The organism is Nocardia sp. MH4, from assembly GCF_019266065.1.
Taxonomy (GTDB): domain Bacteria; phylum Actinomycetota; class Actinomycetes; order Mycobacteriales; family Mycobacteriaceae; genus Nocardia; species Nocardia canadensis.
Genome location: NZ_LPNR01000105.1, coordinates 1 through 21310, shown reverse-complemented (window position 1 = coordinate 21310; position 21310 = coordinate 1). Strand labels below are relative to the sequence as shown.

17 protein-coding genes are annotated in these 21310 nt (G+C 70.4%); 6 read left to right on the top strand and 11 right to left on the bottom strand.

What is annotated here, in order from left to right; translation table 11 throughout:
• Positions 1 to 16 precede the first annotated feature (16 nt).
• Positions 17 to 1858, top strand: a complete 1842-nt coding sequence (ilvD, locus tag ATM97_RS18040; RefSeq protein WP_218719205.1) for a dihydroxy-acid dehydratase — start codon at positions 17 to 19, stop codon at positions 1856 to 1858.
• A 121-nt stretch (positions 1859 to 1979) separates the two neighbouring features.
• Here ilvD and ATM97_RS18035 read toward each other — a convergent pair whose 3' ends face one another.
• The gene (locus ATM97_RS18035; protein ID WP_218719204.1) at positions 1980 to 3593 is read right to left on the bottom strand and encodes a DHA2 family efflux MFS transporter permease subunit; all 1614 of its coding nucleotides are present in this window, start codon (positions 3591 to 3593) and stop codon (positions 1980 to 1982) included.
• An 85-nt stretch (positions 3594 to 3678) separates the two neighbouring features.
• Here ATM97_RS18035 and ATM97_RS18030 point away from each other — a divergent pair, with 85 nt between their 5' ends.
• On the top strand, positions 3679 to 4176 hold the full coding sequence (locus ATM97_RS18030) for a MarR family winged helix-turn-helix transcriptional regulator (RefSeq protein ID WP_218719203.1): 498 nt from the start codon (positions 3679 to 3681) through the stop codon (positions 4174 to 4176).
• Here the strand turns inward: ATM97_RS18030 and ATM97_RS18025 are convergent.
• Positions 4169 to 4939 carry a DoxX family protein gene (locus tag ATM97_RS18025; protein ID WP_308248537.1) on the bottom strand — a complete coding sequence of 257 codons (771 nt, stop codon included), beginning with the start codon at positions 4937 to 4939 and terminating at the stop codon, positions 4169 to 4171. The genes ATM97_RS18030 and ATM97_RS18025 overlap by 8 nt on opposite strands.
• Before the next feature lie 171 nt (positions 4940 to 5110).
• Here ATM97_RS18025 and ATM97_RS18020 point away from each other — a divergent pair, with 171 nt between their 5' ends.
• Positions 5111 to 6235, top strand: a complete 1125-nt coding sequence (locus ATM97_RS18020) for a PQQ-dependent sugar dehydrogenase (RefSeq protein WP_218719201.1) — start codon at positions 5111 to 5113, stop codon at positions 6233 to 6235.
• 51 nt (positions 6236 to 6286) lie between these two features.
• Here the strand turns inward: ATM97_RS18020 and gatB are convergent, their stop codons facing one another.
• The 8 genes from gatB to ATM97_RS34900 all read right to left on the bottom strand — a co-directional run bounded on the left by gatB (position 6287) and on the right by ATM97_RS34900 (position 15002).
• Entirely contained in the window at positions 6287 to 7792 is a 1506-nt protein-coding gene (gene gatB / locus ATM97_RS18015) for an Asp-tRNA(Asn)/Glu-tRNA(Gln) amidotransferase subunit GatB (RefSeq protein WP_218719200.1), read from the bottom strand.
• Positions 7793 to 7813: 21 nt separating this feature from the next.
• On the bottom strand, positions 7814 to 9187 hold the full coding sequence (locus tag ATM97_RS18010) for a S9 family peptidase (protein ID WP_218719199.1): 1374 nt from the start codon (positions 9185 to 9187) through the stop codon (positions 7814 to 7816).
• Positions 9188 to 9234: 47 nt separating this feature from the next.
• Positions 9235 to 10269: an ATP-dependent 6-phosphofructokinase gene (locus ATM97_RS18005; protein WP_218719198.1), complete on the bottom strand. Its 1035-nt coding sequence runs from the start codon at positions 10267 to 10269 to the stop codon at positions 9235 to 9237.
• A 28-nt stretch (positions 10270 to 10297) separates the two neighbouring features.
• Positions 10298 to 11188: a hypothetical protein gene (locus tag ATM97_RS18000; protein WP_218719197.1), complete on the bottom strand. Its 891-nt coding sequence runs from the start codon at positions 11186 to 11188 to the stop codon at positions 10298 to 10300.
• 107 nt (positions 11189 to 11295) lie between these two features.
• Complete coding sequence (gene fdhD, locus ATM97_RS17995) at positions 11296 to 12105, bottom strand: formate dehydrogenase accessory sulfurtransferase FdhD (RefSeq protein WP_218719196.1); 810 nt, start codon at positions 12103 to 12105, stop codon at positions 11296 to 11298.
• A gap of 37 nt (positions 12106 to 12142) precedes the next feature.
• Positions 12143 to 12784 (bottom strand): DUF1345 domain-containing protein, encoded by a 642-nt coding sequence (locus tag ATM97_RS17990; RefSeq protein ID WP_218719195.1) that lies wholly within the window; start codon positions 12782 to 12784, stop codon positions 12143 to 12145.
• Between the two features lie 48 nt (positions 12785 to 12832).
• Positions 12833 to 13759, bottom strand: a complete 927-nt coding sequence (locus ATM97_RS17985) for a LysR family transcriptional regulator (protein WP_218719279.1) — start codon at positions 13757 to 13759, stop codon at positions 12833 to 12835.
• Position 13760: 1 nt separating this feature from the next.
• Positions 13761 to 15002 (bottom strand): FUSC family protein, encoded by a 1242-nt coding sequence (locus tag ATM97_RS34900; protein WP_308248536.1) that lies wholly within the window; start codon positions 15000 to 15002, stop codon positions 13761 to 13763.
• Between the two features lie 327 nt (positions 15003 to 15329).
• On the opposite strand from ATM97_RS34900, the gene ATM97_RS17975 reads away from it, so the two are divergent.
• Genes ATM97_RS17975 through ATM97_RS17965 form a run of 3 tightly spaced genes read left to right on the top strand, consistent with a single transcriptional unit; the run spans position 15330 to position 18857 of the window.
• Positions 15330 to 17651, top strand: coding sequence for an FdhF/YdeP family oxidoreductase (locus ATM97_RS17975; protein ID WP_255587981.1), 2322 nt, complete (start codon positions 15330 to 15332; stop codon positions 17649 to 17651).
• Positions 17652 to 17669: 18 nt separating this feature from the next.
• A complete protein-coding gene (locus ATM97_RS17970) occupies positions 17670 to 18335 on the top strand; it encodes a hypothetical protein (RefSeq protein WP_218719193.1) in 666 nt (221 codons plus the stop codon).
• 12 nt (positions 18336 to 18347) lie between these two features.
• On the top strand, positions 18348 to 18857 hold the full coding sequence (locus ATM97_RS17965) for an NAD(P)H-dependent oxidoreductase (RefSeq protein ID WP_218719192.1): 510 nt from the start codon (positions 18348 to 18350) through the stop codon (positions 18855 to 18857).
• 48 nt (positions 18858 to 18905) lie between these two features.
• Here ATM97_RS17965 and ATM97_RS17960 read toward each other — a convergent pair whose 3' ends face one another.
• Complete coding sequence (locus tag ATM97_RS17960) at positions 18906 to 21176, bottom strand: hypothetical protein (RefSeq protein WP_218719191.1); 2271 nt, start codon at positions 21174 to 21176, stop codon at positions 18906 to 18908.
• Between the last annotated feature and the right edge of the window lie 134 nt (positions 21177 to 21310).

The window sequence follows — 21310 nt, the reverse complement described above, 5'->3', positions numbered from 1 at the left end:
CTACGAGGACTCCCCCATGCCACCGCTTCGCTCACGCACCACCACCATCGGCCGCAATGCCGCGGGCGCCCGCTCGCTCTGGCGCGCCACCGGCATGACCGACTCCGATTTCGGTAAGCCGATCATCGCGATCGCGAACTCCTACACCCAATTCGTTCCCGGCCATGTGCACCTCAAGAACATGGGCGACATCGTCGCCGAGGCCGTGCGCGCCGCGGGCGGCGTGCCGCGCGAGTTCCACACCATCGCCGTCGACGACGGCATCGCCATGGGCCACGGCGGCATGCTGTACTCGCTGCCCTCGCGCGAGATCATCGCCGACTCGGTCGAGTACATGGCCAACGCGCACACCGCCGACGCGCTCGTGTGTATCTCCAACTGCGACAAGATCACTCCCGGCATGCTCAACGCCGCCATGCGGCTCAACATCCCGGCCGTGTTCGTCTCCGGCGGCCCGATGGAGGCGGGCAAGGCGGTGGTCGTCGACGGTGTCGCGCACGCGCCGCTGGACCTGGTCAGCGCCATCTCGGCGAGCGCCAGCCAGGCCGTCTCCGAGGAGGGCCTCGACGAGGTCGAGCGCTCGGCCTGCCCGACCTGCGGTTCGTGTTCGGGCATGTTCACCGCCAACTCGATGAACTGCCTCACCGAGGCGCTGGGCCTGGCCCTGCCGGGCAACGGCTCCACGCTGGCCACGCACTCGGCGCGCCGCGCGCTGTTCGAGCGGGCGGGCACCGTCATCGTCGACATCGCCAAGCGCTGGTACCAGGACGACGACGCCTCGGTCCTGCCCCGCAATATCGCCAACGCCAAGGCCTTCCGCAACGCGATGGCCCTCGACGTCGCCATGGGCGGTTCCACCAACACCGTGCTGCACACCCTCGCCGCCGCGCAGGAGGGCGAGATCGACTTCGATCTGAGCACCATCGACGAGATCAGCCGCCGGGTGCCGTGCCTGTCGAAGGTCTCGCCGAACTCGGACTACCACATGGAGGACGTGCACCGCGCCGGCGGCATCCCCGCCATCCTCGGCGAACTGCGTCGCGGTGGGCTGCTCGAGACCGACGTGACCACCGTGCACACCGCCGACTACGAGGAATTCCTCGACACCTGGGACATCCGCTCGGGCAAGGCTTCCGAGGAAGCGATCGAGCTGTTCCACGCCGCGCCCGGTGGCGTGCGCACCGTCGAGCCGTTCTCCACCAGCAACCGCTGGTCCTCGCTGGACACCGACGCCGCGGGCGGCTGCATCCGTGACATCGAGCACGCCTACACCGTCGAGGGCGGGCTGTGCGTGCTGCGCGGCAACATCGCCCCGGACGGCGCGATCCTCAAGACCGCGGGCATCGACGAGGAACTGTTCACCTTCGAGGGACCGGCCGTGGTGGTCGAGTCCCAGGAGGAAGCGGTCTCGATGATCCTGGGCAAGAAGATCCAGCCCGGCGACGTGATCGTCGTCCGCTACGAGGGCCCCTCCGGCGGCCCCGGCATGCAGGAGATGCTGCACCCCACCGCCTTCCTGAAGGGCGCGGGCCTGGGCAAGGTGTGCGCGCTGATCACCGACGGCCGCTTCTCCGGCGGCACCTCGGGCCTGTCGATCGGCCACATCTCCCCCGAGGCCGCCCAGGGTGGCGTGATCGGCCTGATCGAGAACGGTGACCGCATCCGGGTCGACGTGCACACCCGCGCGCTCGAGGTCCTGGTCTCCGACGAGGTGCTGGCCGAGCGCCGCGCCAAGATGGAGGCCTCGGAGCGGCCGTGGCAGCCGGTGGACCGCGTCCGCCCGGTGACCACGGCCCTGCGCGCCTACGCGGCGCTGGCCACCTCGGCCGACAAGGGTGCCGTCCGCAAGGTGCCGTAATCGCCTTACCCGCCAGAGCGAGCAGTGCGCCGCCGGTCGCGTTTCGCGACCGGCGGCGCACTGCTCGGTCAGCTCGACTCGGTGAGTTACCCGGGCCCTCACCGAATCAGCGGTTCCGCGCTTACACGAGCGCGGGTTGTGTTGTCGGCGTGGCCGACTCGTCGTCCGTGTGGGACGGGATGAGCGCGGTGGCGATCAACCCGAGCAGGACGAAGCCCGCGGCGAGGTAGCCGCCCAGGGTGATGCCGTCGGTCATCGCCGTGCGGCCGGTCTCGGCGACCTCACGGGTCTCCGGCTGGGCGGCGAAGCCTTCGATCGCCGCGCCCGCGCTGCTGGTGACGGCGTGCGCGTACTGCTGCGCCTGGGCCGGGGGCAGGCCGGCGGCGGTGAGGTCGTCGTCGACCTGCGAGCTCAGCGTGGTGAAGAAGACCGTGGTGAGCACCGCGATGCCGAGCGCGGAACCGAGCTGACGGAAGGCGCTCTGGATGCCGGAGGCCTGGCCGTTGTCGTTCTCGGGGATCTCGGCCAGCACCACATTGGTGACCTGGGCCGTGGCGAATCCGACACCGATGCCGTACACGCACAGGATCAGCGACAGCGCCCACCAGGAACTGTCGGTGGCGGCGAAGAAGGCCAGCGCCGCCAGGCCGACGACTTCGAGGGCGAGACCGAGCCGGACCATGTTCAGCGGTGACGCCTTGCCCGCCATCCCGAAGCTGGCACCGCTGGCGATGAAGCTGCCGATGGCGATCGGCACCAGCGCCAGCCCGGACTGCACGGCGCTGTAGCCGAGGGTGAACTGCAGCCACAGCGGCAGGACCGCGACGATGCCGAACTCGCCGAGCCCGATGATCAGCGTGGCGATATTGCCGTTGCGGAACGAGGCCAGCCGGAACAGGCTCAGATCCATCAGCGCCTTGTCGGCGTCGGGACCGCGGCGCAGCAGCACCTGGCGCACCACGAAACCGGCCAGCGCGAGCGCGCTCAGCACCAGGGCGACCAGCACCGGCGACGGCCCACTGCCCCAGGTGAGACCGCCGATCCCCAGCGGATGCACCGTGCTGATCCAGCCGTAGGTGCGGCCTTCGACCAGCCCGAAGGCGAGCAGCCCGAGACCGAGCACCGACAGGATCGCGCCGAGCACATCGAGTCGTCCCGCGACCTTCGGCGAGGGCGCGATGCACGCCAGCACACCGATCACGATCAGCACCGCCAGTGGCACGTTGATCCCGAACGCCCAGCGCCACGACACGTGTTCGGCCAGCCAGCCGCCGAGCAGCGGGCCGAGCGCCGCGGCGGCGCCGATCGTCGAACCCCACACCGCGAACGCCTGACCACGCGCTTTCCCGGTGAAGGTGGCGTTGAGCAGCGCCAGCGAGGTCGGCAGGATCATCGCGGCGCCGGCGCCCTGCAGGAACCGGGCGACGATCAGCAGTCCGCCGCCGGGGGCGAGCCCGGCCAGGACGCTGGTCGCGCCGAAGACGACGACACCGGCGACGAACACTCTGCGCGCCCCGACGATGTCGGCGATCCGGCCGACCACCAGCAGCAGCGCCGCGAACACGATCGCGTAGGACTCCTGAATCCATTGCGCCTCGGTCGAACCCGTCGCCAGATCCTCGATGATCGACGGGATGATCACGTTGACGATCGTGGTGTCGACCACGATCAGCGCGACACCGAGGGCGATGGCGATCAAGCCGAGCCATCGGCGGATGGACGACTCTTGACTCATCGCATCTCCTATTTCCATGGTGGAATATTTCCATGGTCAAAGTAGATTGCGGGCAATAGGATGTCAACCGATGCGAAAGGAACCTATGACCCGGTCGGACGCTGGCGCGCAGTATCAACGGATCCACGAGGGCATGCGCGCCTACGGCGCGAACTACCGCGAATTCACCCATCGATTCGCGGCCTGGCTCGGGCTGCACTCCACCGATGCCGAGGCGCTGATCGAGATCCTCACCGCGGAGGAACGCGGCGCGACCCTGTCACCCGCGCGGCTCAGCGAGCGGATCTCGTTGTCCAACAGCGCGACCACCGCGCTGCTGAACCGGCTCGAGAAGGCCGGGCACATCGTCCGCAGCCGCGAGCACGACGACCGGCGCATCGTCACCCTGCGCAGCACCCCGCGCATCCACGACCTGGCCGACGACTTCTTCGGACCCCTCGGGGTGAAGGTGGAGGAGACGGTCATGGGGCGATACTCCCCCACCGAGCTGCGGCGGTTCGAGGAATTCCTGGCCGATGTGCGGATCACCATGACCGCCCACCTGGCCGAACCCACACCGCCGCAGCCGTCCGGACTCAGTTGAACGGGCCGATGCCCTTCAACGGATTGCCGCCGTGGAGGAACACGTAGGTGGCGATCGCGGCGGCGATGGCGAGCACGACGACGGTGAAGGAGCCGTAGGCCGGGCGGGTCGCCCAGCCGCGGGCACGGTCGAAGGACCAGCGGCCGGGGCCGGTGAGGATGATCGCCAGCGCCGCGCCGGCCAGCACGCTGTCGAGTTCGACGCCGGTGGGGGTCCCCGCGTTGTACTGGAAGCCAGGGATCATGCCCTGCTTCCACATCCACGCGGTGAGGATCGTCGCCAGCACGGCACCACCGGCGAGCGGGGTGGCCAGACCGAGGACGAGCAGGATGCCGCCACCGAGTTCGCCGGCGATCACCAGGGCCGTCGACAGCGACGGATAATCCCAGCCGCCGCCCTCCATCATCGCCTTGGTGCCGTCGAGGCCGGGGCCGTGGAACCAGCCGGTGAGCTTCTGCAGCCCGTGGTAGATGAAGGTGTAGCCGACCACCAGGCGCAGCACGAACAGACCCAGGTCCAGGGTGCCGCGGCGAGGCTCGCGATTGCGGCGCTGCAGCCGGACCGCGCCCGCCGAGGCAGCCGCCGCGGGCGGGATCGACGCGTAGCCGTACCCGTCGTCGCCCCCACCGGCGGCCTGTGCGGCACCGGCGCTGGGCACCTCGTCACCGGGGTCGAGGCCGAGGTCCTCGTCGGTGCGCGGAATGTCCTTGTGCAGATCCGGTTTCGGCATCTGCGTGGTGGGCGAATCGTACGGGCTGGTCACCGGGCGACCCGACGACGACGCGGGCGGTCCGGTCGGCGCCGGCCCATCGGCGTTCGGCGTGTCATTCGACTTGTCGGTCACCGCCTCACCCTATGACGTGCCGAGTCGGTGTGCCGGTCTTCCCCGGAACAGGCGTGTCAGCCCCACTCGGCTGCCGGTAACGTCTGTGCCATGAGTTCGGTATTCGCGGGCCGCGTGGCGATCGGGTTGGCACTGGGCACCGTCTTGGTCGCCGGGTGCGCCCGATTCGACGAGTCGGCGTCGAGCCCGTTCACCACCGAGCCGTCGCTGGGTGGGTCCAATGTCGAGCCGAAGAAGCCGCAGGAGTCGCCCTCCCAGGTACCGCGGCCAACCGGCCCGTGCATCGATCCCGACCCGAATGTCATCGCCACCTGCCTGGATTCGGCCGCCGGGCTGATCCCGGTCGGCGACGGTGCGCTGGTGGCGGAGCGGCGGACCGGCCGCATCCTGCAGGTGACCCCGGTCGACGCGAGCACGCCGCAGGAGCCGGCGGTCGAGGTCGCGCGCGTGCCGGTCGACGGTTCCGGCGACGGCGGCATCTCCGACATCGTGCTCTCGCCCACCTTCGGCGAGGACGGGCTGATGTACGCCTACATCACCACCGGCAGCGACAACCGGGTGGTCCGGCTGTCCCGCAACGGCGGGGCGCCCAAGGAGATCCTGACCGGAATCCCGAAGGGCGCCAGCGGGAATCGCGGCGCCATCGAATGGGCGACGCCCACCCAGCTGCTCGTCCTCACCGGCGACGCGGGCAACCCCGGCTCGGCGGCCGATCCCGGCTCGCTCGGCGGGAAAGTGCTGCGCCTGGAGTCGCCGTCCTCGGGGGTGAACACGCCGCAGGTGGTGGCCTCGGGCATCGGCACGGCGGGCGACATCTGCCGCGACGGCAAGGACGGCATGTGGGTCACCGACCGCACCGCCGCCGAGGACCGGCTCCAGCATCTGGGCACCGACGGCGCCCTGACCGTCTCGTGGACCTGGCCCGATCGACCCGGCGTCGGTGGTTGCACGGCCACCGGTGACGGTGTCGCCGTGGCCCTGGGCGAGGGCAAGGCGCTGGCCGCCGTGGCCGCCGACCCCAATACCTTCGCCGTCACCACCGCGCCCGCCCTGATCGCCCAGGACAAGTACGGCAAGCTCCTCGGCGCGACGGCCTCGCCCGACGGCAGCGTCTGGGTGACCACGACCAACAAGGCCGACGGCACGCCGGGCGAGTTCGACGATCGCGTCGTGCGCATCCCGCCGCCGCAGGGCGGGGCAGGCGGCCCCGACTAGAACACCACCGCCCCCACCGGAATCCGGTGGGGGGCGGTGGTTGTCGAGCGTCTACGCGCAGGCGGCGAGGACCAGCTCGCGGACCTTGGCCGCGTCGGCCTGGCCGCGGGTGGCCTTCATCACGTCGCCGACGATCTTGCCCGCCGCCTGGACCTTGCCGGCGCGGATCTTCTCGGCGATATCAGGGTTGGCGGCCAGCGCCTTCTCGACCTCGACCTGCAGGGCGGAGTCGTCGCTGACCATGCCCAGGCCCTTGGCCTCGACGATCGCGGCGGGCTCGCCCTCGCCCGCGAGGACGAAGTCGACGACCTGCTTGGCGACCTTGTTGTTGACGGTCTTGGCCTCGACCAGCGCGATCACCGCCGCCACCTGCGCCGGGGTGATCGGCAGGTCGGCCAGGGCGACCTCGCGCTCCTTGGCCTTCTCGGTCAGATAGGCGACCCACCACGAGCGCGCCTCGTTCGCGGGGGCGCCCGCCTCGACGGTGGCGATGATCAGGTCGAGCGCGCCCGCGTTGACGAGGTCGCGCATGACCTCGTCGGACAGGCCCCAGTCGGCCTGGATCCGGGCGCGTACCAGCCACGGGTACTCCGGAATGGTGGCGCGCAGTTGTTCGACCCACTCGGCGGCCGGGGCGACGGGCTCGAGGTCCGGCTCCGGGAAGTAGCGGTAGTCCTCGGCGGTCTCCTTGCGGCGACCCGCGGACGTGGAGCCGTCGGCCTCGTTGAAGTGCCGGGTCTCCTGGACGATCTCGCCGCCGTCGGTGAGCACGGCCGCCTGCCGGCGCATCTCGTAGCGCACCGCAACCTCGACGCTCTTGAGCGAGTTCACGTTCTTGGTCTCGGTGCGGGTGCCGAATTCCTTCGCGCCCACCGGCATCAGCGACACGTTGGCGTCGCAGCGCAGCGAGCCCTGCTCCATCTTCACGTCGGAGACGTTCAGCGAGCGCAGCACCTCGCGCAGCGCGGTGACGTAGGCGCGGGCGACCTCGGGCGCGCGCTCACCGGCACCGGTGATCGGCTTGGTGACGATCTCGATCAGCGGCACGCCCGCGCGGTTGAAGTCGAGCAGCGAGTGACTGGCGCCGTGGATTCGACCGGTCGCGCCGCCCACGTGCAGCGACTTGCCGGTGTCCTCCTCCATGTGGGCGCGCTCGATGTCGACCCGGAAGGTGGACCCGTCGTCGAGCACGACATCGAGGAAGCCGTCGGTGGCGATCGGCTCGTCGTACTGGCTGATCTGGTAGTTCTTCGGCTGATCCGGGTAGAAGTAGTTCTTGCGCGCGAACCGGCCCCACGGGGTGATCGAACAGTTCAGCGCGAGACCGATCCGGATGGCCGACTCGACGGCCTTCTCGTTGACCACCGGCAGCGAGCCGGGCAGGCCGAGGCAGACCGGGCACACCTGGGTATTGGGTTCGGCGCCGAACTCGGTGGGGCAACCGCAGAACATCTTGGTCGCCGTGGACAACTCGACGTGGACCTCCATGCCGAGCACCGGCTCGTACCGGGAGATGACATCGGCGTAGTCCATCAACTCGACCGTGGGTGCGCTCATAACTGTCTATCTTAGGAAGCTCTAGCGGGGCGGGACGCGCTGGGTGAGCCAGTCGGTGACGTAGGTGAGCACCGCCGGGTCGATGGTGGTCTCGATGGTGGAATATTCGCTGGGTTTGCCCGTGTCGGTGGGCTGCATCAGGTGGTTGAGGCCGGGAAAGGTGTGCACGGTGGCGTCGGGGTCGCCCGCCAGGTTCGCCCGCATCGGCGGGTCGTTCTGCGTGGCGAGCACCTGCTGGTCCTTGTCGCCGAAGAAGGCCAGCACCGGCACCCGCAGGGCCTCCAGCGCGGGCTTCGGGTCGTAGGTGATGAACGAGGCCATGTACGGGGTGTTGAACGAGTCGAGGGTCGCCTGGGGCGCGCGCTGCTCGGGCGGCAGCGAATCGTTGTGCTGCTGGGCGTAGGCCGCGGCGCCGGCGGTATCGCCCGCGCGCAGCAGGGCCGACCACCGGGTGACGTAGTCGACCTGCGCGTCGATCTCGTTCTGCGGCGCGCCCGCGCCGGCCATGATCACCTTGTTCTGCTCGATCAGCACGTCCGCGCCGACCACCGCCGGGCCGGCCATGAGCACCGCGAACGCGACGTTGCTGTCGGGCCGGGCGGCGACGAGCGGGGCGAGGTAGCCGCCCTCGCTGTGCCCGAACAGGCCGACCTTCGCCGGATCGATCTCGGGCCGGGCGCGCAGGAACGCGACGCCCGCGGCCGCGTCGGCGGCGAGGTCGGGGTAGGTGGCGACGTCGAGGTTGCCGCCGGTGCCGCCGACGCCGCGGTCGTCGGTGCGCAGCACGGCGTAGCCGGCGCGGGTGAAGGTGTCGGCCAGCAGCAGGAACGGGCGGTGACCCATCAGGTCCTCGTTGCGGTCCTGCGGTCCGCTGCCGGTGATCAGCAGCATCGCCGGGAACGGGCCGCTGCCTTCGGGTTCGGTGAGCGTGCCCGCGATGGTGATGTCACCGCTGCGATAGGTGACGTCCTCGCTGCGGTACGGGTACGGCGGTTTCGGGTCCTGCGGCCTGGCCACGCTCTCGACCGGGCCGCGGCGCAGCACCAGCGGCACCGTCTGGCCGGACTGCGCCCAGTCGCCGGTGATCTGCTCGCCGTCGAGCTTGCCGCGGAAACCCGGGTCGCCCGGTGCGTCGGGAACCGTGAACTCGACCCGGTCCGGCTCGGTGCGCACGTCCTTCAGCGCCGCGGCGCGCACGCCCTGTGCCGGGATGTCGATGGTGGCCGAACCGTTCTCGGCGAAGGTCACGCCGATCGCGATCGGCGCACCCGGCACCTCGATGTCACCGTGCCACGGCCCCTGGACGGCGGGTCCGGCGTCCTCGTCCGAGGAACAGCCCGTCACCAGCGCGGCGACGACGAACAGTACCGAAACGATCACTCGACCGGTGCGCATACGGCAACGGTACCGACGCGCACCGAAAAGTCGAGGACCGCTGCGGGTCAGCCGAAGAAGGCCCGCGCCTCGCCGAGTCGTTCCGGCGGAACCCGCTTGAGCTGCTTGGTGGCCTCCGACAGCGGAACCAACCCGATGGTGGTGCCGTGCAGGGCGACCATCTGCCCGAAGTGTCCGGCGTGTACCGCTTCGGCGGCGTGCACGCCGAAGCGGGTCGCCAGGATGCGGTCGTAGGGGGTCGGGCTGCCACCGCGCTGGACGTGGCCGAGCACGGTGGTGCGGACCTCCTTGCCGATCCGGCGCTCGATCTCCGAGCCGAGCTGCTGGGCGACGCCGGTGAACCGCTCGTGACCGAACTCGTCGATACCGCCCTCGCGCAGCGCGAAGCCGGAATCCGGTGCGGGGTGCGCGCCTTCGGCGACCACGCAGATGAAGTGCTTGTCCCCGCGCTGGAAACGGCTCTTGATCATCGCGCACACCTGCGCCACGTCGAAGGGCTCCTCGGGCACCAGGGTCAGATGCGCGCCGGCCGCGATGCCGGAGTTGAGCGCGATCCAGCCCGCGTGCCTGCCCATCACCTCCACCAGCATCACCCGCTGATGGGATTCGGCGGTGGTGTGCAGACGGTCGATGGCCTCGGTGGCGATCGAGAGGGCGGTGTCGTGGCCGAACGTGACGTCGGTGCAATCGATGTCGTTGTCGATGGTCTTGGGGACGCCGACCACCGGCACCCCCTCGTCGGAGAGCCAGCTCGCGGCGGTGAGCGTGCCCTCGCCGCCGATCGGGATCAGGGCTTCGATGCCGTTGTCGTCGAGGGTCTGCTTGATCCGGCCGAGCCCGGCGCGCAGCACATCCGGATTGGTGCGCGCGGTGCCGAGCATGGTGCCGCCCTTGGTGAGCAGCCGGTCGGTGCGGTCGTCGTTGTGGATACGGATCTTGCGGTCCTCTAGGAGGCCGCGCCAGCCGTCCTCGAACCCGACAATCGAGTCGCCGTAGCGGCCGTTCGCGGTGCGGACGACAGCCCGGATCACCGCGTTCAGCCCTGGACAGTCTCCGCCTCCGGTCAAGACTCCGATGCGCATGGCGTTCATCTTGCCGCACCGGCGGCGATCAGGGGCAGTGACCTCCGGCCAGCTCGCCGAGATGACCCGAGATCAGCGTCGCCATCTTGTCCAGCATGGTCATGCCGTCGTTGAAGGAGCCCGAATCCGGTTGCGCGGCGAAGGCGATCGCGATCCGGCCCGAGGGCGAATCGATGAGCCCGAACTGGCGGACCAGGTATTTGCCGGACAGGTCCGGGCCCCAGCCGCCCTTGAACTCGGCGCTGCCGAAGGCGCCCAGTCCCCAGCGATGACTCGGGATGATCTGCTGCATGAGCCCGACCACGCGCTGGCTCTGCGGAATGCAGGGCAGGTGCGCGGCGAAACGCACCTGCTCGGCCAGCGTCCATTCGGCCTGGCCGTAGACCGACGCGTCGGCCCTGGTGCGGGTGGTGGGCACCGTAGTCGTGGTGTCGCCGCCCTCGCGCAGCACGTTCTCCACGGCCGTGGCCGCGGCGGCGCCGGAACCCAGCGACTGCCACAGGGTGTCGGCGGCGCCGTTGTCGGAGGCGGTGATGGCCGAGGTCGCGGTGGTGACGTAGGAGGCGTTGTTGCGCAGCGCCGCGATGGCCAGCGGCACCTTGATCGTCGACCAGGCCGGGCCCGAGGTCCAGGTGCCGAAGGTGACCATCTTGTCCCCGCCCACCGGCATGATCGCCAGTCCCACGCTGCCGCGGAAACCCTGCTGTACTGCGTTGAAGTCGGCGGCCAGACTGCCGGGCACCGCGATCGAGACGTTGCCGGCGCCGCCCGCGCCGGGATCGATGGCGGCGATACTCGTCGTCGTGCGCGGCGGGGTCGCGGGCTCGGATCCGATGCCGCATCCGCCGGTGAGCACCACGACGGCCCCGAGCAGCGCGGTGAGCACCATCCGGACGGGGCGCCGATCTTTCGTCATCATGTAAAACATCTTCGTTTCTAAACTCCCCCCGGGCTTCGATGCCGGGGTAGCAGTCCCGACACCGTACTGGGCAGTATGGCCGAACGCCCACTTCGACCGTGAAACGCTCAGGTCAGACGATGTTCACCCGTGTAGATATTCATCGTCTCGCCGCGCAGGAAGCCCACCAGCGTCAGCTCCGACTCGGCCGCCAGGTCCACGGCCAGTGAGCTCGGCGCCGACACCGCGGCCAGGATCGGGATGCCGGCCATCACCGCCTTCTGCGCCAGTTCGAAGGACGCGCGGCTGCTCACCACCAGGATCAGATCCGGCGCGGGAATCCGGTTCTCCCGCAACGCCCAGCCGATCACCTTGTCGACGGCGTTGTGCCTGCCGATGTCCTCGCGGACCGCCAGCAACGTGCCGTCGGTGCTGAACAGGCCCGCCGCGTGCAGGCCGCCGGTGGCGTCGAAGAGCTTCTGACCGGCGCGCAGCTGCTTGGGCAGGCCGGACAGGACCTCGGTCGACACCGTCGCGGTGTCGCGCGGGATCGGGTAGCGGGTGTGCGTGCGCACCTCGTCGAGCGCGGACTTGCCGCAGAGGCCACACGCGCCGGTGGTGAGGAAGTTGCGGGTGTGCAGCGGCACCGGGGTGCGCAGGCGCAGGTCGAGCACGTTGTAGGTGTTGCGGCCCTGCTCGTCGGTGCCCGCGCAGTAGCGGGCGGTGACGATGTCGTCCGCCGAGCCGATGATGTCCTCGCCGAAGAGGAAACCGTGCACCAGGTCGATGTCGTTGCCCGGGGTGCGCATGGTGACGGTGAGCGACTGCCCGTCCACGCGGATCTCGAGCGGTTCCTCCACCGCCAGGGTGTCCGGGCGCTGGATCCGTCCGGTCGGCGACAGCCGGATCGTCTTGCGCCGTGCGGTGACTCTGCTCATCAGGAGGTGCCCATCGGTCGGGTTGCGGTGGGTTCGCTCAGCCGGTCGCGATGCCGACGACGAGATTGATCGTCGTCGCCAGGATGACCGTGCCGAAAGCGTAGGACAGCAGGCAGTGCCGGAGCACGATGGCCCGCACCACCGGACTGGTGACATTGGTGTCGGAGACCTGATAGGTCATCCCGAGGTTGTAGCTGAAATAGAGGAAGTCGCGGTACGAGGGCGGCTCCTCGGAGTTGAAATCGATCCCGCCCGTGGGTGATTCGTAGTAGTGGAAGGCATATCGCGCCGCGTACATCAGGTGCACCGCCGCCCAGGCCGCGAAGACGCCGGCCAGCGCCGTCGCCGCCGCGACGTGCCCCTCCTCCGATCGGCCGAACACCAGGATCGCCACGATGCCGATGATCCCGCCCGCCGCCGAGGACACCACCGAGATCTCCTGGACGAACGGCTGGAAGTCCTCGCGCCGCACATTCGCCTTGGTCTGCGCGGCGTCCATCGGCCACAGCACCAGCCAGCCCGCGACGACGAAGACCGTGGCCATCGCCGCGATGCCGATCAGGCCACCCAGCGCTACGCCCCGCCCGAGTCCGAGGCCGACGAGGACCCCGATCAGCGCCCCGATCAGGATCGAACCGACCAGGCGATTGACTGCGGGCACCACCAGGTGGTTCCTCATATCGATCGACAGTACCGAAGGTGCGCACACTCATAGCCGATGTCGATCTCAGCTCTCGCGCCGCTGCGCCGAGCGCCGCAGGGTGTCGTCGATACCGGCCGTGCGCGCGGTCTCGATGAGCGCTTTGACCAGCACCGACCCCGGCTCGACGGCCGGGGTGACGAGCACGATCCCGGCGGTCACGGCCGGGTCGTCCAGGCGCAGGGTCCGTACGCCCGCGGGCGGCGGGAAGATCGTCAGCCACGGCTGCGGCACCACACAGGCCCAGCGGCCGGTGCTCACATGCGCGAGCAGCGACACCACCGAATCGGTCTCCACCTGCGGCGACGGCACCAGACCGGTGGGGACCAGGGCGTCGTCGATCAGATCGCGGCCGCGCATGCCCTTGTGCAGCAAGCACATCGGCATCTCGAGCGCCTCGGCCCAGCTGATCGCCCCGGACCGGCCCGCCAGCAGATCGGTGCCCGCCAGCAGGACCTGCCGTTCGGCGTAGAGCGGGGTCCGGGTGAGGCCCGCGGTGTCGACGCCGTCGCCGTAGACGATGCCCGCGTCGAGTTCGAAACGCCGCAGCCGCTCGACGATATCGCCCGAACGCAGGCTGGTCTCCACCCGGATCCGCACCAGCGGGTGCGCGGTGCAGAACGGGTCGGTCAGCAGGGCGACGGTGCCCGAGGCGGCCGGGATCGCCCCGATCCGCAGGTCACCGGTGAGGCCGGTCCGCAACGCGTGCACCTCGTGCGCGAGCGCGTCGCGGTCGGCCAGGATCCGCCTGGCCCACAACACGAGTCGTTCGCCCTCGGGGGTCAGTCCCTCGAACGTGCGCCCGCGCCGGACCAGCGGAACCCCCAGCTCGTGTTCGAGTTTGCGTAGCGCCTCGGACAGGGCGGGCTGGGAGACGTAGCAGGCCGCGGCCGCGCGGGCGAAGTGCCGTTCGCGGGCGAGGGCGACGAAGTACTCGAGTTGGCGGAACAGCAGCTCAGTCGTCCTCGGCGTCGGCGGCCTTGTTGCGGGCCTTGGCGATCTCGAGTGCTCGTTCGGCGGTGGCCTGGTCCGGGTAGGGACCCATCCGGTCGCCGTACCAGCAGGTCTTGCCCTGTTCGGCCTGATGGTGCTTGATGCAGTAGTACCACTGGTTGTCGTCAGCCATGTCGACAGTATGCATCGGTTCGCATGCCTTCGGCGGGGAGGTCGGGGCCGTGCCGAGCGCCGGTTCGCGGATCAGCAGGGCCACCGCGACGCCCACCGCGACACCGATCACCGTGTCGACGGCGCGATCGGTGAGCATGGTCAGCGGATCGGTGGGGTCGGCCAGTTCGGTCATCGACATGATCAGCGGGGTGAAGAACCCGAGCGCGACCGCGTAGTGGCGGGCCAGGAACAGTTCGGTCGGGTACAGCAGCGCGATGATCGCCAGTCCCAGCATCGCCGGGCTGGGACCGGGGATCAGCAGCGGGGCCGTGACCGCGAGACCCAGGAAGGTCCCGACGACGCGGTGCAGCCCGCGGGTGATCCGCCCGCGCGAGTCGGCGGCCGCCAACGGCACCGCCGCGCCCGCCATCGCCCAGTTGGCGTGGCCGACACCGAGCAGCAGGCCGATGCCGCCCGCGATGGAGATCGCCAGCGCGTAGCGGCCCGCCTGCACCAGCGAGATCCGGCCGGTGCGATGCGGCGGAATCGTCACCGGGACAGCGCGGGTGTCGTCGCGACGCACCCGCCGCGTCGACTCGAGATAGCCGACCACCACGCACAACGCCGCGGTGAGCGCGCAGACCGCCAGCGCGGACAGCGGATCACGCCGGCCACCCGCGACCATCGCGACGGCGCCGAAGGCGAAGATGCCGAAGAACGGGCCCTCCGGCCGCAGGCCGAGCCGGTCGGTGATCGGCGAGGCGACCGCGGCGAACACCGCCACCGCCGCGACCAGCACGGCGGGCGGGGCGTGCAGCCGGGCGAGCAGGATGCCCGCGCCGACCGCGCCGACCAGCAGCACCGCCGCCTCGCACTGATGGACCAGCCGCTGCCGCGGCGCTTCCGCGAAGCCGTACATGCCGGTGAAGGACCCGAACACCGCGTAGATGAGCAGGTCGGTGCGGCCCGCCGCGACGAGCAGCAGGCCGGGCACGGCCAGGCCGGCGAACACCCGGGCAGCGGGCAGATGATCGATGTCGGTGGTGAACCGTCGAATCACCGGGCGCGCCTGGGTCGAGATGGTGCGCAAGGGGTTCCTCCGAAAGTCGGTCACGGGGCGGTCTCCCCTGGGCCGATGGACCATCGTCACCGACCCGCGCGGCGCGCGTCAAACCGTCGAAACGCAGGTGAGACGCGGTTTTCGGGACTCTACCGGCAGTGATAAGCGGCGCCTATCGGGTGCTCGGAAGTCTGTCTTGGACGCGACCGGACCGGCGGGCACACACTCGAACCGCGCGCGACACGCTCGATGTCGGTGGGCCGGTACCCGGCCTACGCCCATCCGTGATCTCGGCGGTAGAGAATCCCAACCGGGTACCGACAGGCTTCGAACACTTTCGATCGAAGGGAACACGTCATGGCTGACGGTCCGTACACCGCGTATGACCCCGACAACGGACCGAGCGGCCCCGCCGATCGCGACGCCGTTCCGTCGGTGAAGCCCTATCACCATCCGGCCGCGGGGTGGGGCGCCGCGCTGGCCGTCGGCAAGTTCATGGTGCTCAAGGAGCACGAACCGCTGATCGGTACCAAGGCCATTCTCAAGATGAACCACGCCTCGCACGGCTTCGACTGCCCCGGCTGTGCCTGGCCCGACGCGACCGACGGCCTCAAGCTCGACGTCTGCGAGAACGGCATCAAGCACGTCACCTGGGAGATGACGCACAAGCGGTGCACCCCGGAGTTCTTCGCCGCGCACACCGTCAGCGAGCTCGCCACCTGGAGCGACTACGACCTCGAGGACCAGGGCAGGCTCACCCATCCGATGGTCTACGACGCCGCGACCGACCACTACGTCCCGATCAGCTGGCCGGACGCGTTCGAGATGGTCGGCAAGACGCTGCGCGAACTGCCCGACCCGAATCTGGCGTCGTTCTACACCTCGGGCAGGCTCGGCAACGAGGCCACCTTCCTCTACCAGCTGATGGTGCGCGAATTCGGCACCAACAACCTGCCCGACTGCTCCAACATGTGCCACGAGGCCAGCGGCCGCGCGCTCAACGCGGCCCTGGGCACCGGCAAGGGCACCTGCGACATCGAGGACTGGGACAAGGCCGACGCGCTGTTCGTGATGGGCATCAACGCGGCCTCCAACGCGCCGCGCATGCTGACCGCGCTGGCCGAGGCACACAAGCGCGGCGCGCAGATCGTGCACGTCAACCCGCTGATCGAGGCGGGCGCGCGCAACACGATCATCCCGCACGACTTCGCCGCGATGGCCACCTTCCACCCCACCAAGACCAGCACCCTGAATCTGCAGGTCCGCATCGGCGGCGACTTCGCGCTGCTGCGCGGCATCGCCAAACACGTGCTGGAGGAAGCCGAGACCGACCCCAAGGCCCTCGACCACGAGTTCATCGAGCGCTACACCGTCGGCTTCGACGACTACGTGCGCGAGGTGAAGGACACCACCTGGGCCGAGATCCAGCGGCAATCGGGTCTGAGCGAGAGCGACATCCGCAAGGCCGCCGGCATCTACTGCGACGCCGACCGCACCGTCATGAGCTGGTGTCTGGGCATCACCCAGCACGAGCACGGTGTCGACACGATCCGCGAGATCGTCAATGTGCTGCTCATGCGCGGCAATCTGGGCCGGGAGGGCGCCGGTCCGTCGCCGGTGCGCGGGCACAGCAATGTGCAGGGCAACCGCACCTGCGGCATCGACAACAATCCGAGCGCGGAGTTCCTGGACCGGCTGGCGCAGGTGTGCAAGATCGATCCGCCGCGCGCCAACGGCTACGACGTGGTGTCCACGATCCAGGCGATGCAGGCGGGCAAGCTCGAGTTCTTCCTCAGCATGGGCGGCAATTTCGTCGCTGCCGCGCCGGATGCCGCCTACACCTTCGCGGCGTTCCAGAAGTGCGGCTTCACCGTCAATGTCAGCACCAAGCTCAATCGCAGCCATGTCATCCACGGCAAACGCGCGCTGATCCTGCCCTGCATCGGCCGCACGGAACGCGACCACCAGCGCAGCGGGCCGCAGATCACCTCGATGGAGAACGGCATGGCGGTGGTGCACATGTCGCGGGGCATGAAGAAGCCCGCGTCCCCGCACCTGATGTCGGAGCCCGCGATCCTGGCCGGCATCGCCAAAGCCGCGCTGCCGCGGACCGAGACGCCGTGGGAGTACTACATCGAGGACTACGACCGCATCCGCGACGTGATGTCGAAGGTGCTGCCCGGCTTCGAGGACTACAACCGCCGCGTCCGCCTGCCGCTGGGTTTCCGCATCCGCCAGCCCGCGCGCGAACTGATCTTCCTGACCCCCTCGGGCAAGGCCGAATTCGCCACCGTGACACTGCCCGACACCATCAATCCGCCCGGGGTGCTCACCCTGGCCACCCAGCGTTCCCACGACCAGTGGAACACCAGTATCTACTCCGACAACGACCGCTATCGCGGCGTGAAGAACCTGCGCACGCTGATCTTCATGAACGAGCAGGACATGCGCGAGCGCGGGCTGACGGAGTTCGACGACGTCGACATCACCAGCACCGCCCGCGACGGGTCGACCCGCTCGCTGCACCGGTACAAGGTGGTCCCCTACGACATCCCGCCGGGCTGCGCGGCCGGGTACATGCCGGAGATGAACGTGCTGTGCGCGATCGGCGATTTCAGCACCGAGAGCGATCAACCCCTGATGAAGAGCGTGAAAGTCACTGTCACACCGTCGAGTTGACCGGCCGAGGAGAACACTGTGAACGCGCATACCCGCAAGACGCTGGCGGCGATCACCGGACATCCGGCGCCCCGCGACCTGGAATGGACCCGGTTCGTCTCGCTGTGGGAGGACCTCGCCGACGAGGTCGAGCAGGAATCCGGTGATCGGCTCGCGGTGCGGATGAACGGGCACCGCGAGGTCTTCCACCGGCCGCACGACGGCCGGGTCGCCATCGGCGACATCGAGCACGCGCGGCAGCTGCTGGCCGACCATCCCGAAGTGAAGGGCACCGGGTCGCTGTTCGCCGTCGCGATGGACGCCGAGACCGCCCGGATCCTGCACTTCGACCTGGACACCACCGGCGTCAGCGACACCGAGCGCGACGTGCGCAACCACGACACCGTCGCCCGGCATCTGCGCACGGTCGAGCGGCACACCGGGCACGACGATCACCAGGTGTACCTGCGCTACTTCGACGATCTCGCCGTCGCGCTGCTCGCGGAGATCGGCACCGAGTCGTTCGTGCTGCTCGGGCACGGCACCGGGAAGTCCGATGTCGCCGAGGATTTCGCGCTGCGGCTGCAGGAGAAGAATCACGCGCTGGCCGACCGGATCACCGGGATCGGCGTCATCGATCTCAGCGCGGCCGACGACGCGGCGATCGAGGCCGCGGCGCAGCAGATCGCCCGGCAGGGCAGGTAGGAGGGATCGACGGTGGCCTATCTGCTCGCGCTCGTCGCCACACCCGGTGCGGATTCCCTCGCGGCGCAACTGGCGACCGAGGCCCAGCGGGTCGCGGTCCGCAACGATGTCGACGTGGTGACGCTGGCCGAACTCGACACCCTGCCCGGCTACACCCACGACCTCGACACCGAGGACGCGCGGCCGCTGATCGCCAATCAGCTGCGGCGCTCGGCGCTGGAAGCCGACGGCGTGCTGCTGTTCGCCGACGAGGGCACGGAGGTGCCCGCGCAGGCCGAGAACGTGATCGCCTGGCTGGCGCACCCGGGTTCGGGCCCGGCGCCGGCGATCGAGGGCAAACCCGTCGCGGTGATCACGGCGGGCCCCGGTGAGGTGGTCAACCAGAACCTGGCGGATCGGTTGCGCCGGGCGGGCGCCGAGGTGGTCGCCGACGGTGTGTCGATCACCGGGTCGTGGAGTGATCCGGCCACGGTCACCCGGCTCGGGGACACCGTGGTGGCCGTCGCGTCGTCGGCGAGCTGACCCGGCGGAGGTCGCGGCCCGTGGTCCGGGCCGCGGCCGCGGCGTGGGTCAGTAGACGTAGACCACGGCGTTCTCGCCGCCGGTGCAGGTGACGAGCTTGCCCTCGGGCGTGCACGTCATCGTGTAGGTGCGGCCGGTCACCGGACTGGCCGCCACCACCGGTCGCGGACCCGGTGCGGTGCCACCGCTGGCGTAGGCCGCCCGCACCGCTTCGGCGAAACCGCAACTGGTGACCGCGGTTCCGACCGCCGCCTTGCCGAACGCACCGCCGGCGCTATCGGATTCGCAGGGCTGGGCGCCCGCGGGCAAGGTCACCGGACCGGCCGAGGTGGTCGGCGCGGCGGTGGTCGCCCGCGGTGCGGTGGTCCCGGGAGCACCGCCGGTGCCGGCCGGCGCTGCCGAGCTCGGCGCCGCGCCGGTCGTCTCCGACGAGTCCGCCGACGACATCAGCCGCCAGCCGATCGCGCCGCCGATGGCGAGCACCACCACGGCGAGCACGCCGACGAGGATCGGCAGCAGCAGGGAGCGCCGGGGGCGCGAATCGCGCTGCTGCCAGGCCGGATCCGGCGCGTAGCCCGGGTCGGGGCCGTACGGATCGGCCGGGTCGCGGTAGGCGTGGTCGCCATAGGCGTCGTGCGGATCGTCGTACTGGGAGTAGGCGTCCGGCGCGGCCCCGGCGTAGTGCTGGGTCGCGGCCGCGCGCGCCGGATCGTCGGGCGCCTGGTGCGCGGGGAACGGTGCCGCGCCACCCCTATATTGCCTGGTCGCCTGTGCGCGTTGCGGATCCGGCTCGTTCGCCGCACCGAATCCTTCGCCACCGCCCTGGTAGTGCTGGGTCGGCGCGGACCGCTGCGCGTCGATATCCGCGGGGTCGAACTGCTCGGTCGCGGGGAACCGGGCGTCGGGGGCGCCGCCGAAGTGCTGGGTCGCGGCGGATCGCTGCGGATCGTACTGCTCGGTGGCCGGGCCGAACCGGTCATCGGGGGCGCCGCCGAAGTGCTGCGTCGCGGCCGACCGCAGCGGGTCGTACTGCTCGGTGGCCGGACCGAACGGATCCTCCGGCGCACCACTGAAAGGCCGGCCCGCGGGCGCCCGCTGCGGATCGTAGTGCTCGGTGGCCGGGCCGAAGTGATCGTCCGGGCCCGACGGGGCGGCAAGGGGTCGCAGGGGATCGTACTGCTCGGTGGCGGGACCGAACCGGTCGTCCGGAGCGCCGCCGAAGTGCTGCGTCGGCGCCGACCGCTGCGGGTCGGCGGGCTCGATCGGCGGTCCGAACCGGTCGTTCGGAGCACCACCGAAGGGCTGGTTCGCCGGGTCGTACTGCTCGGTCGGCGGGCCGAAACGGTCCGGGGCGCCGCCGAACTGTTCGGTCGGGGCAGCGAAGCGGGCGGGCGGATCGGTGTCGTCGGCCGGACCACCGAACCGGGCGTCCGGGCCGAACTGATCGCCGTCGAACTTCTGCGTCGGCGCGGACCGAGGTGCCGAAGTGGGTCGCCTGTCGTCGAAAGGTCCTGCCGGAGTATCGAATCGAGCGTCCGGGCCGACGAAACCGGCGGGCGCGCGGCCGGGACCGGGCAGGGCGGGACCACCCGGTCGGGCACCGGGATTCGCGTGGCTGTCGTCGACAAGGTCTGCCGACGGGCCGAATCGATCGTCCGGGGCCGGGGCGAACCGGGGGTTCGGGTTCGACGGGCCGTGGTGTTCCGTCGCGGGGGCATCGCCGACGAACCGCTGGGTCGGGGCGGCGCGTTGCGGGACCGGCCCCGAGGGCGCGTCGAGACGCGGCGGCGGAGCCGGGCGGTCGGCGTCGGGCGGGACGAAACCGGTGGGTGGGGGGAACGGCGGGGCAGGCACCGGGCCGGAGGTACCGCCGGGCTGGGCATCGCCGTAGAGATGCGCGTCCGGGAACGGGCGCATCTTGGGCAGGCCCTGGTCCGGGGTGTAGGCGGGTGGGGGCTCGGGAGCGGCGGGCTCGTCCGCCGTCGGGAGCGGGGTGAAATGGGTGTCGGCCGGGCGGATCTCGGCGGGGCCGGTCGGCTGGATCACCGCGGGGATGGAGATCTCGCCGGAGCCCTCGACCGGGACGCGATGGAACCCGGTGGTCTCGGGCTGCCCCGGCGCGGCCGCGGGCGGGCGGATGATCAGTGTCGGCTGCGCGCCGGTCGCGCTGGTCTGGCTGCGCGAAGTCTCGATGCCACCGGTCGCGGTCACCGCACCGACGACACGGAACTCACCGGTCGGCGTCGGTACGGGCTCCTGGGCGTGCTCCCCCGGTGCACCCGGGACCGCGCGTCCACCGGTCGTCGCACCGGCGGGCACGCCCCGGCTCCCGGTCGTGGCGCCGGCGGGCGTGCCTCCCGGTACCGGGTGCCCGCCCGTCGCGGCACCGGCCGGCGCACTTCGGCCACCGGACGGCGTGGCACCGGGCACAACCCGTCCACCCGTGGTCGCAG

What these genes read in the sequence shown, in the direction of transcription:
- ATM97_RS18035 (WP_218719204.1), bottom strand. Translation starts at nt 3,593, where the DNA reads ATGAGTCAAGAGTCGTCCATCCGCCGATGGCTCGGCTTGATCGCCATC.
- ATM97_RS18020 (WP_218719201.1), top strand. Translation starts at nt 5,111, where the DNA reads ATGAGTTCGGTATTCGCGGGCCGCGTGGCGATCGGGTTGGCACTGGGC.
- ATM97_RS18010 (WP_218719199.1), bottom strand. Translation starts at nt 9,187, where the DNA reads ATGCGCACCGGTCGAGTGATCGTTTCGGTACTGTTCGTCGTCGCCGCG.
- ATM97_RS18000 (WP_218719197.1), bottom strand. Translation starts at nt 11,188, where the DNA reads ATGATGACGAAAGATCGGCGCCCCGTCCGGATGGTGCTCACCGCGCTG.
- gatB (WP_218719200.1), bottom strand. Translation starts at nt 7,792, where the DNA reads ATGAGCGCACCCACGGTCGAGTTGATGGACTACGCCGATGTCATCTCC.
- ATM97_RS18030 (WP_218719203.1), top strand. Translation starts at nt 3,679, where the DNA reads ATGACCCGGTCGGACGCTGGCGCGCAGTATCAACGGATCCACGAGGGC.
- fdhD (WP_218719196.1), bottom strand. Translation starts at nt 12,105, where the DNA reads ATGAGCAGAGTCACCGCACGGCGCAAGACGATCCGGCTGTCGCCGACC.
- ATM97_RS17975 (WP_255587981.1), top strand. Translation starts at nt 15,330, where the DNA reads ATGGCTGACGGTCCGTACACCGCGTATGACCCCGACAACGGACCGAGC.
- ATM97_RS18005 (WP_218719198.1), bottom strand. Translation starts at nt 10,269, where the DNA reads ATGCGCATCGGAGTCTTGACCGGAGGCGGAGACTGTCCAGGGCTGAAC.
- ATM97_RS17990 (WP_218719195.1), bottom strand. Translation starts at nt 12,784, where the DNA reads ATGAGGAACCACCTGGTGGTGCCCGCAGTCAATCGCCTGGTCGGTTCG.
- ilvD (WP_218719205.1), top strand. Translation starts at nt 17, where the DNA reads ATGCCACCGCTTCGCTCACGCACCACCACCATCGGCCGCAATGCCGCG.